Below are 15,604 nucleotides of genomic sequence, written 5' to 3' on the forward strand. Positions count from 1 at the left end.
CAGGAAAACCGGTGCCTGTCCGCGCGGGGACAGGCACCCGGGCCGGCGCTCAGCCGGACACGGCGCACCGCGCGGCGCCACTGGCAAGCAGCGCATCGATATCGCCCTGGCCGATGCCGGCTTCGCGCAATACCTCGAGCGTGTGCTCGCCCAGCCGCGGCGCGTGGCGGCGATACCCGCCGGGCGTGCCCGACCATTCGACCGGCGGCGCGGTCGTGCGTATCGTGCCTTCGGTGGGATGCGGGTGTTCCTGGAAATAATCAATGGCGTTCAGATGCGGATCGTCCAGGATGTCCTGCAGATCGTTCATCTTCTGCACCGGAATATCGGCCGCCTCGAACGCCGCTATCCAATCCTGCGTATCGCGCTGCGCGAACTCCGACGCGAGCAGGCCGTTGATCTCGGAATATTGCTGGCTGCGGCTCGCGGCGGTCGCGTAGCGCGGATCGGCGGCCAGTTCCGGCCGTCCGATCAGCCGGCAGAACCCCTGCCATTGCTTGTCGTTGTAGATGAGCACGCAGATGTGGCCGTCTCGGGTCGCGAACGGCCGGCGATCCGCCGTGAGGATGCGGTTGTACCCCAGCCCGTCGACCGGCGGCTCGAAACCGGCGCCGCCCAGGTGCTCGCCCATGACCAGCGCGAGCATGGCCTCGAACATCGGCACATCGATGCGCTGCCCCTGGCCGGTGCGCTCGCGGCAGAACAGGCCCGCGCACACGGCATTGACGATCTGCAGGCCCACGGTGCGGTCGGCCAGATTGATCGGCGCGTAGTGGGGCCACTGCGAGCCCTGGCGCTGGAACAGATGCGGCAGGCCCACCGTGCCCTGGATCAAGTCTTCGTAGGCGGGCTTGGCGGCATAGGGCCCGCGCTGGCTGTAGCCGAACGCGCCCACGTAAAGCAGGCGGGGGTTGTGCCGCGCCACCTCGTCGTACGACAGCCCGATGCGCGCCATGGCGCGCGGCCGGATGTTGTAGATCAGCGCGTCGGCCCCGGCCAGCAGCGCGAACAGGGCCTTGCGCGCCTCGGCGTGCTTGAGGTCGAGCACCACCGAGCGCTTGTTGCGGTTGACGTTCATGAACATATGGCCCATGCCGGGATGGCGATAGGGCCATATCTGGCGCGACACGTCGCCGTGCGGCGCCTCGATCTTGATGACGTCGGCGCCCATGTCGCCGAGCATCTGGGTCGCGAACGGCCCCATCAGCACCGTCGTCAGGTCGACGATTCTCACGCCATCGAGCGGCCCTTTCATGGCAGGCCCAGCAGCGCGGCCAAGGTGTCGGGCTGCAACTGGCCGCCGTGATAATAGCGGCCGTCCACCTCCAGCACCGGCGAGGACCGGATGCCAAGGTCCTCCAGCTTCTCGGCGGCCTCTTCATCCATCATCAGGTCGACCGACCTGAACGGCACCTGCTTGTCCTGCAGGAATTTCTTGAGCCGTTCGCATGGCGCGCAAAACGGCGTGGCGTAGACAACGATGTCGTGGGCCATGTTCATACCTTGCCTTCCTGTTTGAGTTTCTTGTAGAGCTCTTTCTTGCGCAGCCAGTCCTGTTCGGTTTCACCGCTCTTCCACGGCTGCTGCGGCGTGAAGACCAGGTCCTTCCAGGCCTCGCCGGCCGACCAGCGCATGGGCGATTGCACGGTGGTACGCGGCAGGAAAGCGCGTTCGAGCAGCTGGAAGCCGTATTCGAGGATCTCGCGCTGCTGCGCGGCGTTGCCGGGCTCGCCGCACGGATTGCCCAGCGGGAAATCGGTATGCACGACACGCGCGACGCCGACATGCTCGACGATATCGCGCGCCGCGGCCAGGATGACGGTCGGAATGCCGTTGGCCTCGAGATGGCGGCTGACCAGGCTGATGGTCTGGTGGCAGACCGGGCAGACCGGCACCAGGATGGCCACGTCCGCGCCATCCTCCTTGCAGCGCTCGAGCACAAGCGGCGCGTCGCGCTCGCGCGTGCGGCGCTGGCTGTAGGCGTTGAACACGCCATGGAACCGTTCCGTCACCCCGCCGATGCGCCCGGCCTGCGCGGCCGCATGCAGGTGCGTGGTGGGGAAGAAGGCGTCCACGTCCTCCAGGGTGGTGGCGGCCTGGTCGAAACTGCGCGACGGGCTGTAGAGCTGGCTTGCCGGCAGGCTGGACGGGATGGTGTACGTGCCCCCGACGATGCCCATGCGGGTTTCGTCCTCGGGGTGCGTGTCTCCGACGATGGAGATCTCGCTGGTCGAAATCAGCGTGACACGGCATTCGGACAGCGGCTTGCCCAGCGGGGTGAACGGCACGTCGTCGTACTGCGCCCACTGATATGGTTTTTCGTATCCCTGGGACAAGTAGTAATCGCGGGTCTTGTCGATATAGCGAACGGGCGTTCCCATGCATGGCTCCTGGCAGTGAGCAGCCATGTTCACGATTGCCGCCGGACGGTGTCAAGACGGCGTCCGGCTAGCGTTCGCATACCAAATCCTTGCCGGCGCCAAGATTTCAGTATGAGAAAGATAGACGCCTATCCGCTGCCCGCCGTTGCGGACGCACGGTCAATGCCAGATACTGATTTCGACCGGATGCAGGCGGTCGACGGCGCGCAATGCGGCGCGGACCGGCACCGGACCACAAGGCTCATGGCCATATAAAAATTCGCGCAGGCGACGACCCGAGGAGACTTCCATGAACATGACCAGGCTGCTCGCCGTGATCGGCATTTTCATCGCCACGGCGGGCATCGCGGCGCCTGTCTCGGCCGACACCTATCCCGCCCGGCCAATCCAGATGATCGTGCCGTTCCCGCCCGGCGGCAGCACCGACGTGATGGCGCGCGTGCTGGCCCGCACGCTGCAGGATTCGCTGGGCCAACCCGTCGTGGTGCAGAACCGTGCCGGCGCCGGCGGCGTGATCGGCACCGACGCCACGGCGAAGTCGGCCGCCAACGGGTACACCCTGTTGCTGTCGTCGTCGGCGCCGCTGGCGGTGGGCCTGAGCCTGATGCCCAGCATCCCGTACAAGGTGCTCGAGGACCTCGTGCCGGTGTCGATGGTGGGCGACGTGCCCCTGGTGCTGGTCACCAACCCCAAGCTCAAGCTGGACAGCCTGGATGCCCTCATCGCCCAATGCAAGGCCAGGCCGGGCGAAGTCACGTTCGCGCTCAACGCGCTGGGTTCGCAGGCGCACCTGCTGACCGAACTGTTCCAACTGCGTACCGGCGCCGCCATCAACATGATTCCCTACAAGGGATCGGGCCCCGCGGTGGTGGACCTGCTGGGCGGCGTCGTGGCGGCCGATATCGAGAACATGCCCGCGGTGCTGGAGCACATCCGTTCCGGCAGCCTGCGCGCGCTGGCCATCCTGTCGTCGGATCGCTCGACGCATTTCCCGGCCGTACCCACCATGGCGGAGCTGGGATATCCCGAATTCGTCGCCTCGCCCTGGTTCGCCGTCATGGCTCCCAAGGGAACCGACCCCAAGATAATCGTCCTGCTCAACCGCCACATCAACGAGGCGCTGCAGTCCAAGGCGGTCGTCGAGGCCTTTGCCGCCCAAGGCGCCACGCCGGTCATCGCCACGCCGGATCAGACCCGCGGCTTCATCGCAGACGAGATCCAGCGCTGGGCCGGCGTCGTGCGCGAAACCGGCGCCAAGCTGAAGTAGCAGCGCAGCCCTCCAACGCGCCATCCCCGTCCGGCCGGCACCATCCCGCATACGTGTTGGCAACCGCCAACGCGTATGCGCGCGGATGCGCGCGGATGCGTCGCACAAAGCCCTCAATCCTTCCGCACATCCCGCTACTGTAATCCAACACGGCGCAAACGCCCCTTCGGCGCAAAGTCGCACGATGGTACCGGTCGCCGTCCGGACCGTGCCGACCCCCCTGCCATGGTGTGATCCGCAAAATAGGCGCCACAGAAACGCAGAGGGGAAGACGGAATGCGTTGCACTCGGGCAATTCGCCAAACCGCAAGAACAGGCTGGCTGACGTGGCTGGCGATTCTTGCCGTCACGGCGCCCATGACTTCGCCGGCATGGGCCGACGATCCGCCCGCCACGGTATACCGCTATGACTCCCGCCCGCCGGAGGACGTTTTCCAGAACGGATTCACGGCGTGGGGAAACAACGACAATGTGCTTGAACACCTGACCGGACGTTCCTGCCAGGTCGGCAGCAGCAACAGCGCTTTCGTCTCCACCAGCAGCAGCCGGCGCTATACCGAGGTCTATCTCGAACATCGCATGCAGGAAGCGGTCGAGGCCGAACGCGCCGGCAGGGGCACCGGCCACTTCATCGGCTACATCTACGAAATCCGCGCCGACAACAATTTCTACGGCGCCGCCAGCTCGTACTTCGAATACGTCGACACTTATGGCGACAATGCCGGCCGTATCCTCGCCGGCGCGCTGGCCACCTACCAGAGCGAATATCTGGCGCACCGGCGCATTCCGCCCGAGAACATCCGCACGGTAACGCGCGTCTATCACAACGGCATCACCGGCGAGACCACGACCACGGAATATCCGAACCTTCGCTACGTCAGCCAGCAGACTCGCGCCAATACCAACCCCTATACATCGCGAAGGTCCACCGCGTCGATCGTCGGCACATTGGTGCGCATGGCGCCGGTGACGGGCGCTTGCATGGCGCGGCAGGCCGAAAGCCCCGAGGCCATGGCAGCCTGGTCCGAGCGCACCGGCGAGGCGATGGTTCTCGTGTACTACGAAAGCATCGCGTATTCGTTCTAGACCTGGCCCAGCCCCGCCCAACTCCGGTAATTCAACAGCATGCCGATCAGCCGCAAGACGCTCTGCCATCTCCTGTCCGTTCTGCCGTTGGCCTTCCTCGGATGTCACGTGGCCCGGGCCTCCACGCCAGGCATCGTCATTCCGCCGCAGGAACAGATTACCCAGCACGGCGGCCCCTATGGACGCTGCGCGAACAAGACCCGTGCCCTGACCGTGGCGGAATTGCGCGGCAGCGGCGATCTGCAGGAGTACCTGCGTCATGTGACGCGCGGCTGGTCAATATTTGCGCTTTACGATGGCACCTATCTCGGCGGCGAATATGGCGGCGAGATCAAGGACGGAACACCCGGCGGCGCATTCGACCTGAAAACGACGTTCTGCATCATGACCACGCGCAACACGGGTCAACCCGCAACGGATCACTACTACAGCAACGTCACCGCCACTCGCCTGCTCTCCAGCACCAACAGCAGGCTATGCGCGGTCTTCGTCAGAAGCGGGCAACCGGTCATTGGCGCCTGCACCAGCCCGTATGACGGCAAGTACTGAAGCATGTACAGCCGGCTGCGGAAAATGCTTTACCTGATCTACGTGGCCGGCATCTCCGTACGCGTCCATGTCAGCAAGGAAGAACAGTATTACGACTATGAGGACGCAACGTTCGAGACTTACGCCCTTACCGGCATCTCCATCTGCAATCCTGGATCATCCTTATGCTGAGACGCTTCCCCACTCGAACCACCGCCCCGGGACAGGGCGGCGCCCGGCGGTCGCGCGTGCGCGCCCTGGCGTGGTTGCTGGCATCCGGCGCGATGACGCATCTTTCCCCCGCCCTGGCCGACGTTCCTTATGTGCTGGTGAAGACCAATATGGTGGTCACCAGCGTAGCCATGAAGCCGTATGAAGTCACCCCGACGCGCATGCTGGTCTGCGGCATCGCCGCCAAGCTGGGCGCCGCGGCCAGCAGCCCGGACGCGCACGTGCCGTTCTGCTTCGGCAAGGATCTCAAGCGTCCCGGCAGCAGTCCCATGGAAGTCATGTTGCGCGCCGTCTTCATGCAACAACGGCCGCTGCGCATGTTCCTGGGTCCCAAGCAACTCACTTTCGAAGGCAAGCCCGCGCTCGAACTGATCCGGATGGTCGAATGCAGCGGCAAGCAGGATTGCCCCTGAAGGCGAACCCCATGCATACCATCGCATCCATCCTGTTGTCCGTGCTCGGCATATACAGCCCGGCCGACGTCGCCGGCCTGCCGACCCATCTGTACAAGAACTTCACTGTCCAGGAGCTGGCCTTGAAACTGAAGGGCAAGAATCAGGAGTTCTGCCTGACCGCCTTCATGCCGGGCAGAAGCCTGGTCCGGGCGTGCCTGTCCGACGCGGGACACGAGCACGACACGTGGTTCGACACCATGCTTGGCTTTGCCATATCCGCGTATGCGCTCAAGAGCCGGATCGCGCTGACGGTGGAAGACTCGCCGTATCCGGGCACTCCCGGCGATCTGCTCGAACTGCAGATCTGCCCGCTCAACGGATATTGCGAATGAACTCTTCCGGAGGTTTCGACGTTTCCGCGCAATCCGCTTGAGACGATCTTCCGCCCTGGTTCCATTCCGGGAACACCGCAACATGCTGATCAACAACAAGAAGCTGCTTCATCACATTCTGCCCATCCTGGTGCTCGCCCTGCTGGGCATGCGCACGGCCCAGGCCGTTGCGCCAGGCATCGTCATCCCGCCGAAGGCACTGTTCACCCAACAGGGCGGCGCCTATGGACGCTGCCCGAACGGAACCCGCGCCTTGACCGTGGCCGAACTGCGCGGCAACGCCGAATTGCAGACGTATTTGCGCCAGATAACGCCCGGCTGGTCCATATACGGTCTCTATGACGGTACGTACCTGGGCCAGGCGTACGGCGGCATCATCAAGGACGCGCCGCCAGGCGCGGGGTTCATTTATCGCGAAACTTTCTGCATCACGACCATGTACAAGACCGGGCAACCGGCTGCGGATCACTACTACAGCAAGGTCACGGCCACGCGCCTGCTCGCCAGCACCAACAGCAGGCTGTGCGCGGTATTCGTCAGGGACGGGCAATCGGTCATCGGCGCCTGCGCCAGCCCGTATGAAGGCAGGTACAGAGACATGTACGACGTGCTGCGGCGCCTGCTGTACATGATCTATATGTCCGGCCTTGCCGTACGCGTCCACGTCAGCAAGGAAGAGCAGTATTACGACTACGAGGACGCCACATTCCAGACCTATGCCCTCACCGGCATTTCCCTCTGCAACCCGGCAGCGTCGATATGCTGAGCCGCCGGCTCGGATCTGTTCGCCTGCCCATGTTTTTCCTTGACGGATACCGCGAATGAATCCCTTGAAAGACTTGAGAGCATCGCTACCGCGCCTGGCCTTCATGGCAGCCTGCACCCTGTTGTCCGCCACGCTGCCCGACCTCGCCCAGGCCGGCGGCGGGCTGCAGCGCGTCAACCACTTCATGGCGAGCATCGTGGTCGTACTGCGCGGCGCGTCAGTGGCCACGGTGACCATCGCCATAATCTGGGCGGGCTACAAGCTGCTGTTCCGGCACGCCGATGTGCTGGACGTGGTGCGAGTGGTGCTGGCGGGACTGCTGATCGGCGCATCGGCCGAAATCGCTCGTTATCTGCTGACCTGAATCCTGGACGTATCGAACATGCGTGATCCGCTTTTCAAGGGCTGCACCCGGCCCGCGATGCTGATGGGCGTACCCGCCACGCCGCTGGCCGTGTGCAGCGGCACCATTGCCCTGCTGGGCATCTGGTTCAGCATCGCCTTTCTGGCCTTGTTTCCCGTGGCATTGCTGGCGATGCGGATCATGATCCGGCGCGATGACCAGCAGTTCCGCCTGATCTGGCTTTACCTGCGCATGCGTTGGCTGAGCCGGGACCGCACGCATGCGTTCTGGCAAAGTACCGTCTATGCGCCGCTGCGTTACGCCGAGCGCCGCCGGCGCCTGCGCAAGCCATGAACCGGCGCGGCGGCCAGACCGCATTTGCGGCCATTGCGCGCAACGAGCGCGCCATCGCTGCGTTCATCCCCTACAGCAGCCACCTGACGGACACGACGCTGATCACCCATGGCGCGGACCTGGTCCGCACCTGGCGCGTACAGGGGATCGCCTTCGAAAGCGCCGAGCCAGAGCTGGTTTCGCAGCGCCATGAACAGCTCAACGGCCTGTGGCGCGCCATCTCGTGCGAGCAGGTCGCACTTTGGATCCATTGCATCCGGCGCAAGACGCAGGCCGGGTTGGATGCGCGGTACGAAAATCCGTTCTGCCGCGCGCTCGACGCCTCGTACAACGCCCGGCTGAACGCGCGGCAGGCAATGACGAATGAGTTCTACCTCACCCTGGTATATCGGCCTGGCCACGCCGCGCTCGGCAAGCGTGCGCATCACGGCCAGGCCGAGGTCCGCCGGCAACTGCTGGCCCATGTACGACGCATGGACGAAATCGGATCCCTGATCGAAACGACGCTGCGCAGCCATGGCGAGAACCACGAGCAGGCCATCACCGTGCTGGGCTGCGAGACGGACAGCGCCGGCCGGCGATACTCCCGGACGCTGACCCTGCTCGAATTCCTGCTCACCGGCCACTGGCAGCCGGTACGTGTGCCGGCCGGGCCGGTGGACGCGTATCTCGGTTCGAGCCGGATCCTTGCCGGCGCCGAAATGATGGAGTTGCGTTCTCCGACCTGCCGCCGCTACGCGCAGTTCATCGATTTCAAGGAATACGGCACGCACACCGAACCAGGGATGCTGAATGCCTTGCTGTACGAGGATTACGAATATGTGATCACGCATTCGTTCAGCGCGGTCGGCAAGCGACAGGCGCTGGCCTACCTGCAGCGGCAGCGCGCCCAGCTGGCCAACGTGCAGGACGCCGCGTACTCGCAGATCGACGACCTCGCGCATGCCGAAGACGCCCTGGTCAATGGCGATTTCGTGATCGGCGAGTATCACTTCTCGATGATGATCCTCGGCGCCGACCCCCGGCAACTGCGGCGCGATGTCAGTTCGGCCATGACGCGCATCCAGGAGCGCGGCTTTCTCGCCACGCCGGTGACGTTGGCCCTGGATGCCGCCTTCTATGCGCAATTGCCTGCCAACTGGGCATACCGGCCGCGCAAGGCCATGTTGACCAGCAGAAACTTCGCCGGACTGTGCAGCTTTCATAATTTCTACGGCGGCAAGCGCGATGGCAACCCCTGGGGCCCGGCCCTGAGCCTGCTGTCCACGCCTTCCGGCCAACCGTTCTACTTCAATTTCCATCACTCCGGGCTCGACGAGGATTGCCGCGGCCAGATGATGCTGGGCAACACGCGCATCATCGGCCAGTCCGGCAGCGGCAAGACCGTGCTGCTCAATTTCCTGCTTTGCCAGCTGCAGAAATTCCGATCCGCGGATGCCGATGGCCTGACGACGATTTTCTTCGACAAGGACCGGGGCGCGGAAATCTGCATCCGCGCCCTCGATGGCCAGTACTTGCGGATACGCGACGGCGAACCGACCGGCTTCAACCCCTTGCAGCTGCCATGCACCGACCGCAATGTCATGTTCCTGGACTCGCTTCTGGCGATGCTCGCGCGCGCTCATGACTCGCCGCTGACGTCGGCGCAGCACGCGACGCTAGCCACCGCTGTGCGCACGGTGCTGCGCATGCCGGCGTCGCTGCGGCGAATGTCCACGCTGCTGCAAAACATCACCCAGGCCACGTCCGAGCAGCGGGAACTGGTCAGACGCCTGGGGCGCTGGTGCCGCGACGACGGCGCCGGTGGCACGGGAATGCTGTGGTGGGTCTTCGACAATCCGAATGATTGCCTCGATTTTTCGCGGCCGGGCAACTACGGCATCGACGGCACCGCGTTCCTGGACAATGCCGAGACGCGCACACCGATCTCGATGTACCTGTTGCATCGGATGAACGAGGCCATGGATGGACGGCGCTTCGTCTATCTCATGGACGAAGCCTGGAAGTGGATCGACGACCCGGCCTTCGCCGAGTTCGCAGGCGACCAGCAGCTGACCATACGCAAGAAGAACGGGCTGGGCGTCTTCTCCACGCAAATGCCAAGCAGCCTGCTCGGCGCGAGGGTCGCCGCATCGCTGGTACAGCAATGCGCAACCGAGATCTATCTGCCCAACCCCAGGGCCGATCGCGCCGAATACCTGGATGGTTTCAAATGCACCGAAACCGAGTACCAGTTGATCCGCTCCATGGCGGAGGACAGCCATCTTTTTCTCGTCAAACAGGGCAGGCAGGCAGTCGTCGCACAACTCGACCTCTCCGGCATGGATGACGAATTGGCCATCCTGTCCGGCAACGCCAGGAACCTGCGCTGTTTCGAGCAAGCGCTGGCACTGACGCGGGAGCGCGACCCAAACGACTGGATCGCGGTATTCCATCGGCTTCGACGCGAAGCCAGCGCCGGCCTCAGGTGAAACCAGCATGGCCGGCCTGTCACGAATCCTGCTGTCCTGCACGCTTGCATGCCTGCTCGCCGGGCAGGCCGCCCAGGCCTCCGTGGACGACCCCACCCGGGCTGGCGGCGACAATCGGGTACGGGCGCTGCGCGCCGACCAGGCGCGACGAGACGTCCTGCTCACCGCCTGCCGCGACGACCCCGGCCACCGGCGCGGTGAGCCGGATTGCGTCAACGCCGAGCGCGCCCAGGCGCTGCAGCAGTGGCAGGCCGCCGCCATGACCAGCGTGGATGCCGCCTTCTCCGATTTGGCTGGTGCGCTGCGCAATGCGGCGCCGCGGCGGATGGAGGCCGCGATCGTACGGCTGACGCGCCAGCTCCAGCCGCTGGTCTATTCCATGATGACGCTGCTGGTACTGTTGACTGGCTATGCACTGCTGGCGCGACGCGACCGCCCGTTCGAATGGCATATCCGGCACGCCCTGCTGGTTGCGGTCGTGACCTCGCTGGCACTGTCTCCCGACCACTACCTGTCCACCGTGGTGGCAGGCGTCCAGGACGTCGCGGGCTGGCTGAGCGGGCCCTGGACAGCGCCGGACGGCGCGGCGGGGCGCGGCGGACTCGCGCAACTGGACCAGTTCGCCGCCCAGGCCCAGGCCTGGGTCGCGCAACTGGCCGGCCAGGCCGCCAACGACGCCAACCCGGGCAGCGCCGTCAACTGGCTGCTCTGCGCCATGATCGTGGCCACCAGCGCGGGAGGCTGGCTTTGCCTGGCGGCGTCCCTGCTGATCGTGCCGGGCCTGATAGTCACGCTGCTGCTGTCGTTGGGGCCGCTCTTTCTCGTGCTGCTGCTGTTTCCCGCGCTGCAGCGCTGGACCAACGCCTGGCTCGGCGCGCTGGTCCGCGCGCTCGTCTTCATGGCACTGGGCACGCCGGCCGTCGGCCTACTGTCCGATGTACTGGCTGGCGCCTTGCCGGCCGGCCTGCCGCAGCGGTTTGCCACCGACCCGCTGCGCTCGACCATGCTGGCGGCAACGCTATGCGCCACGGCGACACTCATGCTGCTGACCCTGGTCCCGCTGGCCAGCAGCGTCAACGCGGGCCTGCGGCGCCGCCTGTGGCCTAACGCGGCCCATCCCGGGCTCGCGCAGGCTCATCGGCAAGCCGCCGCGCGCCAGTACGCCCCCCGTCCGGCCGCGGCGGCCGCCGCCGCGGGACCGCACCAGGCCGGTACGTACGCAGCCTCGGCCACGCCGGCGCCGGCGCCGGCCCGCCCGGCCCCATCCTTCCCGGCGCACGCCTATAGGCAGTACGCCCTGGGCGGCGCGAGAAGGCCGCCGCCCAGGGTGCGACGCGACGACCGGCCCGCGCCGGCGCCGGACCGACGGGTTCTTCCCCGCAAACCCAACCTGCCATGATCCACGCACATTCCAACGCCAGATTATTGCGATGGGCCATCCTGGCCATCGCCCCCGTCACGCTCGGCGCCTGCGCCCCGAACGGGCCGCCCGGCTTGCCGTATCCCGATGGCAAGCCCCTGATTCCCATCAACACCGCCGCCCCGGAGCAAGGATCGTCATGCCAGACCCGCGCCCCTTGACGCCTGACCAGACGCATGGCCGCGGGCATGCCGAGGCCGCGGTGGACTGGGAAGCGTCCCGCCTGTACCGGCTGGCGCAGTCGGAACGCCGTGCATGGACGGTGGCGTGGGCGGCGCTCGCCGTGACCGCGCTGTCATTGATCGCCATCGCGACGATGCTTCCGCTCAAGACCACCATTCCTTACCTGATCGAGGTCGAAAAGAGCAGCGGCGCGGCCTCGGTCGTCACGCAATTCGAACCCCGAGATTTCACCCCGGACACCTTGATGAACCAGTACTGGCTGACGCGCTATGTCGCGGCGCGCGAGCGCTACGATTGGCACACGATCCAGCACGATTACGACTACGTGCGCCTGCTGTCCGCGCCCGCCGTCAGGCACGATTACGAAACCAGCTACGAGGCGCCCGATGCGCCGGACCGCAAGTACGGCGCTGGCACGACCCTGGCCGTGAAAATTCTCAGCGCCATCGACCATGGCAAGGGCGTCGGCACGGTGCGCTTTGTCCGGACACGGCGCGACGCGGACGGGCAGGGCGCCGCCGAATCCTCGATATGGGTAGCGACCGTGGCATTCGCCTACGATCAGCCGCGCGCGCTGACCCAGGCCCAGCGCTGGCTCAATCCGCTGGGCTTTGCCGTCACCAGCTATCGCGTCGACGCGGAGGCTGGACAGCCATGATGGCGGCACGGATGATGGCGGCCGGCCTGGCGGCCACGGCGCTTTCGGCGCATGCGTTCCGGATACCCACGCCAGGAGAACAGGACGCCCGCATACAGACCGTGCCGTACCACCCGGAGGAGGTGGTGCTGGTGCGCGCCTGGAACGGCTACGTCACCCGGATCGTATTCGACGAGCAGGAGAAGATCATCGACGTCGCCGCGGGGTTCGCCGACGGCTGGCAATTCAGCCCGGAAGGCAATGTGCTGTATATCAAGGCCAAATCCTTCCCCGCGCAGGGCTCGCCCGCGCAGGCGCCGGAGCCGGGATTGTGGAACACCAATCTGCTCGTCAAAACCGACCGCCGGCTCTACGACTTCGACCTGGTGCTGGCCAGCGCGGACGCGGCGACACCGCAGGCGTTGCAGCGTTCGCGCATGGCCTATCGCCTGCAATTCCGCTACCCGGCCGCGCCGCAGGCGGCATCCCGCGCCAGCCCCGTCGGCCCGGCTGTTCCCGCCGGCGCATTGAACCGGCGCTACGCCATGCAGGTGGGCAACGGGTCGGACGGCATCGCACCCATCGCTGCGTACGACGACGGCCGGCATACCTGGCTCACGTTCAGACCGGGTCAGCCGTTTCCGGCCGTATTCGCGGTAGCGCCGGACGGAACGGAAACCCTGGTCAATCTGCATATCGACAACCAATCACTGGTCATACACCGGGTAGCGCCGGTCCTGATGCTGCGGTCCGGCGCCAGCGTCATCCGGATCGTCAACCAGAACGGCGATGCGTCCGCGTCCCCAGCCTTCGAATGCCATGCTGAACCGGCCCTCTAGTCCCGATGGCGGCGAAGCGCACGCTTGGCCGCCGGACCCCGAAATCCCTGTTTTCGCCAATGCCGAGCATGCGCATCGGCGTCCGCTGCGCTGGATGTTCGCCCTTGTCGCCGTGGCCCTGTCATGCCTGCTGGCAACGGGGATATGGCGCAGCCGCGCCGCGCCGCCGCACGCCGCGACGCAGACCGTCGCGCCGGCGGGGCAAGCCCTGCCGCCGGGGCGCATGTTCACGGTCCACCCACGCGAACCCGAACCGGCGCCGCTTCCGGACATGCCGGCGGCTCCCAACCCGATCCTGCCGCAGCCGCGGCCGGCGCCACCCGTCCCGCCCCCGCCAATCCGCGCGCCGTACGACTACGATGAACCGGCGCCCCGGCGCGACAGCGCGGCGCTCAAGTCCGGCCCGGCCATGATGGTCGCCACGGCCGCGCGCCTTGGACAAACCGAGCGGGCGGGCATGGCGGAAGACGGCGTGTCCGCGGATGCGGCCACCCTCATCGGCAGGAGCGTCAGCCGCGCAACCCGCTCCGGGGGCCGCGATTACCGGCTGCTGCCCGGCACGTTTATCGATTGCATCCTGCAGACCCGGATCGTCACCAACGTCCCGGGGCTGACGACCTGCATCGTATCGCGGGATGTCTACAGCGCCAGCGGCAAGCGCGTCCTGGTGCCGCGTGGCACGACAGTGGTGGGCGAATACCGCGCCGACCTGGCGCAGGGCTCGCAACGCATCTACGTCGCATGGAGCCGGCTTTTCATGCCGTCCGGGCTCACGATAGAGCTGGCATCGCCGGCCGTGGACGGAACCGGCGCCGCGGGGCTGCCCGGCGTGGTGGACGACAAATTCGCGCAGCGTTTCGGCGGCGCCCTGCTGCTGAGCGTATTGGGCGATGCCACCTCGTACATGCTGGCGCGCGCCACCGATGCGCGCCACGGCGTGAACGTGAACCTTACCGCCGCGGGAACGATGAATTCGCTGGCCGCCAGCGCCCTGAACAACACGATCAACATCCCGCCCACGCTCTACAAGAACCACGGCGACCAGATCGGCATCCTGGTCGCCCGTCCATTGGACTTCTCCATACTCAGGGGGACGAATGAATGATGCCGCGCCGGATCGACAGGCATCGGTCGACTTCCACCTCCAAGCGCTGCATCCGTGGCTGAGCCGGCAGGATATAGCGGAAATCTGCGTGAACCGTCCGGGGCAGCTCTGGTATGAAGACCGCAACGGCTGGAACCGCCAGGAGTCGGGCGCGCTCACGCTTGATCATCTGCACGCCCTGGCTACCGCGACGGCCCGGTTCTGCGACCGCGACATTTGCCCGGAGCGTCCCTTGCTGGCGGCGTCCCTGCCTGGCGGCGAACGGGTGCAGATCGTCGTCCCTCCAGCCTGCGAACCGGGCACGCTGTCGCTGACCATCCGCAAGCCCGCCCGGCGCATCTGGCCACTATCGGAACTGTTGCGCGATACGCTCGACCTGCCAGGCGTCCCGGGCGCCAGCCAAGCGCGGCCAGACCCCTTGCTCGACCCGTGGAGGCGCGGCGCATGGGACGACTTCCTGCGGCTGGCCGTGCAGGCGGGCAAGGCCATACTCGTCGCCGGCCAGACCGGTTCGGGCAAGACCACATTGATGAACGCGTTGAGCGGGGAGATTCCGCCCCGCGAACGCATCGTCACGATCGAGGACGTGCGCGAGTTGCGGCTGGATCCGGCAACCAATCACGTACACCTGTTGTACGGCACTCCGACGGAAGGCAGGACGGCCGCCGTATCGGCCACCGAGCTGTTGCGCGCGGCGCTGCGCATGGCGCCCACGCGCATCCTGCTGGCGGAGCTGCGCGGGGGAGAAGCCTTCGACTTCCTCCAGGCATGCGCGTCCGGACACAGCGGCGGCATCAGCACCTGCCATGCCGCCAGCGCCGATATGGCGCTGCAGCGGCTGACGCTGATGTGCATGCAACACCCGAATTGCCAGATGCTTCCCTACTCGACGCTACGCGCGCTGGTCGAATCCGTGATCGATATCGTCGTGGTGGTGGAGCGCCGAGCCGGGCAGGGGGCCCGGCGGCGGGTCGTCGACATCTGGTACCGGGATGGCCTCCCGGCGCCATGACGCCTGCCGCCTGCACGCATTGCGATTTTCGTGCATAATTGCGCCCCTCTACCTTTTCCCCGATAGCTCAGTCGGTAGAGCGACGGACTGTTAATCCGCAGGTCGCTGGTTCGAGCCCAGCTCGGGGAGCCAGATTCCAGAAAGCCCGGTTCATGCGAACCGGGCTTTTTGCTGCCTGCCCGGACGCCGGCGCC

18 protein-coding genes, 1 tRNA gene and 1 pseudogene are annotated in these 15,604 nt (G+C 66.0%); 16 read left to right on the forward strand and 4 right to left on the reverse strand.

Annotated elements, in window-relative coordinates; all coding sequences use genetic code 11:
* Window positions 1-49: 49 nt before the first annotated feature.
* The 4 genes from LK409_RS19725 to LK409_RS19740 all read right to left on the reverse strand — a co-directional run bounded on the left by LK409_RS19725 (window position 50) and on the right by LK409_RS19740 (window position 2,678).
* Window positions 50-1,255: a CaiB/BaiF CoA transferase family protein gene (locus tag LK409_RS19725; RefSeq protein ID WP_010929486.1), complete on the reverse strand. Its 1,206-nt coding sequence runs from the start codon at window positions 1,253-1,255 to the stop codon at window positions 50-52.
* Window positions 1,252-1,500: a glutaredoxin family protein gene (locus LK409_RS19730; RefSeq protein ID WP_010929487.1), complete on the reverse strand. Its 249-nt coding sequence runs from the start codon at window positions 1,498-1,500 to the stop codon at window positions 1,252-1,254. The genes LK409_RS19725 and LK409_RS19730 overlap by 4 nt, the downstream gene beginning before the upstream one ends.
* Entirely contained in the window at window positions 1,497-2,414 is a 918-nt protein-coding gene (locus LK409_RS19735; RefSeq protein ID WP_010929488.1) for a reductase, read from the reverse strand. Before LK409_RS19735 ends, LK409_RS19730 begins: the two co-directional genes overlap by 4 nt.
* Before the next feature lie 126 nt (window positions 2,415-2,540).
* Window positions 2,541-2,678 (reverse strand): hypothetical protein, encoded by a 138-nt coding sequence (locus LK409_RS19740; RefSeq protein WP_153566181.1) that lies wholly within the window; start codon window positions 2,676-2,678, stop codon window positions 2,541-2,543.
* Here LK409_RS19740 and LK409_RS19745 point away from each other — a divergent pair.
* The 16 genes and pseudogenes from LK409_RS19745 (at window position 2,671) to LK409_RS19820 (ending at window position 15,542) form a co-directional block, all read left to right on the forward strand.
* Window positions 2,671-3,648: a Bug family tripartite tricarboxylate transporter substrate binding protein gene (locus tag LK409_RS19745; protein WP_041937321.1), complete on the forward strand. Its 978-nt coding sequence runs from the start codon at window positions 2,671-2,673 to the stop codon at window positions 3,646-3,648. The two genes, LK409_RS19740 and LK409_RS19745, sit on opposite strands and share 8 nt — an antisense overlap.
* 276 nt (window positions 3,649-3,924) lie before the next feature.
* A complete protein-coding gene (gene ptxA, locus LK409_RS19750; RefSeq protein WP_010929490.1) occupies window positions 3,925-4,734 on the forward strand; it encodes a pertussis toxin ADP-ribosyltransferase subunit S1 in 810 nt (269 codons plus the stop codon).
* 39 nt (window positions 4,735-4,773) lie between these two features.
* Window positions 4,774-5,454, forward strand: a pseudogene (ptxB, locus tag LK409_RS19755) (pertussis toxin binding subunit S2).
* Entirely contained in the window at window positions 5,448-5,906 is a 459-nt protein-coding gene (ptxD, locus tag LK409_RS19760) for a pertussis toxin binding subunit S4 (protein ID WP_010929491.1), read from the forward strand. The pseudogene ptxB and the gene ptxD overlap by 7 nt, the downstream one beginning before the upstream one ends.
* Window positions 5,907-5,917: 11 nt before the next feature.
* Window positions 5,918-6,280 carry a pertussis toxin binding subunit S5 gene (gene ptxE / locus LK409_RS19765; protein WP_003815854.1) on the forward strand — a complete coding sequence of 121 codons (363 nt, stop codon included), beginning with the start codon at window positions 5,918-5,920 and terminating at the stop codon, window positions 6,278-6,280.
* A gap of 82 nt (window positions 6,281-6,362) precedes the next feature.
* The gene (gene ptxC, locus LK409_RS19770; protein WP_010929492.1) at window positions 6,363-7,046 is read left to right on the forward strand and encodes a pertussis toxin binding subunit S3; all 684 of its coding nucleotides are present in this window, start codon (window positions 6,363-6,365) and stop codon (window positions 7,044-7,046) included.
* 55 nt (window positions 7,047-7,101) lie between these two features.
* Entirely contained in the window at window positions 7,102-7,410 is a 309-nt protein-coding gene (gene ptlA, locus LK409_RS19775; protein ID WP_010929493.1) for a type IV secretion system protein PtlA, read from the forward strand.
* Between the two features lie 18 nt (window positions 7,411-7,428).
* Window positions 7,429-7,743: a type IV secretion system protein PtlB gene (gene ptlB / locus LK409_RS19780; protein ID WP_010929494.1), complete on the forward strand. Its 315-nt coding sequence runs from the start codon at window positions 7,429-7,431 to the stop codon at window positions 7,741-7,743.
* A complete protein-coding gene (gene ptlC / locus LK409_RS19785; RefSeq protein ID WP_010929495.1) occupies window positions 7,740-10,214 on the forward strand; it encodes a type IV secretion system protein PtlC in 2,475 nt (824 codons plus the stop codon). The genes ptlB and ptlC overlap by 4 nt, the downstream gene beginning before the upstream one ends.
* Window positions 10,215-10,221: 7 nt before the next feature.
* Window positions 10,222-11,613, forward strand: coding sequence for a type IV secretion system protein PtlD (ptlD, locus tag LK409_RS19790; RefSeq protein ID WP_010929496.1), 1,392 nt, complete (start codon window positions 10,222-10,224; stop codon window positions 11,611-11,613).
* Window positions 11,610-11,795: a type IV secretion system protein PtlI gene (gene ptlI / locus LK409_RS19795; RefSeq protein ID WP_010929497.1), complete on the forward strand. Its 186-nt coding sequence runs from the start codon at window positions 11,610-11,612 to the stop codon at window positions 11,793-11,795. The genes ptlD and ptlI overlap by 4 nt, the downstream gene beginning before the upstream one ends.
* Entirely contained in the window at window positions 11,774-12,475 is a 702-nt protein-coding gene (gene ptlE / locus LK409_RS19800; RefSeq protein ID WP_010929498.1) for a type IV secretion system peptidoglycanase PtlE, read from the forward strand. Before ptlI ends, ptlE begins: the two co-directional genes overlap by 22 nt.
* Window positions 12,472-13,293: a type IV secretion system protein PtlF gene (gene ptlF / locus LK409_RS19805; protein WP_003815863.1), complete on the forward strand. Its 822-nt coding sequence runs from the start codon at window positions 12,472-12,474 to the stop codon at window positions 13,291-13,293. Before ptlE ends, ptlF begins: the two co-directional genes overlap by 4 nt.
* The gene (ptlG, locus tag LK409_RS19810) at window positions 13,274-14,398 is read left to right on the forward strand and encodes a VirB10 family type IV secretion system protein PtlG (RefSeq protein WP_010929499.1); all 1,125 of its coding nucleotides are present in this window, start codon (window positions 13,274-13,276) and stop codon (window positions 14,396-14,398) included. Before ptlF ends, ptlG begins: the two co-directional genes overlap by 20 nt.
* A complete protein-coding gene (gene ptlH, locus LK409_RS19815) occupies window positions 14,391-15,410 on the forward strand; it encodes a type IV secretion system protein PtlH (protein ID WP_010929500.1) in 1,020 nt (339 codons plus the stop codon). The genes ptlG and ptlH overlap by 8 nt, the downstream gene beginning before the upstream one ends.
* A 56-nt stretch (window positions 15,411-15,466) precedes the next feature.
* Window positions 15,467-15,542, forward strand: a tRNA-Asn gene (locus tag LK409_RS19820).
* The last annotated feature ends 62 nt before the right edge of the window (window positions 15,543-15,604 follow it).

The organism is Bordetella parapertussis (genome assembly GCF_020735925.1).
Classification (GTDB): domain Bacteria; phylum Pseudomonadota; class Gammaproteobacteria; order Burkholderiales; family Burkholderiaceae_B; genus Bordetella; species Bordetella pertussis.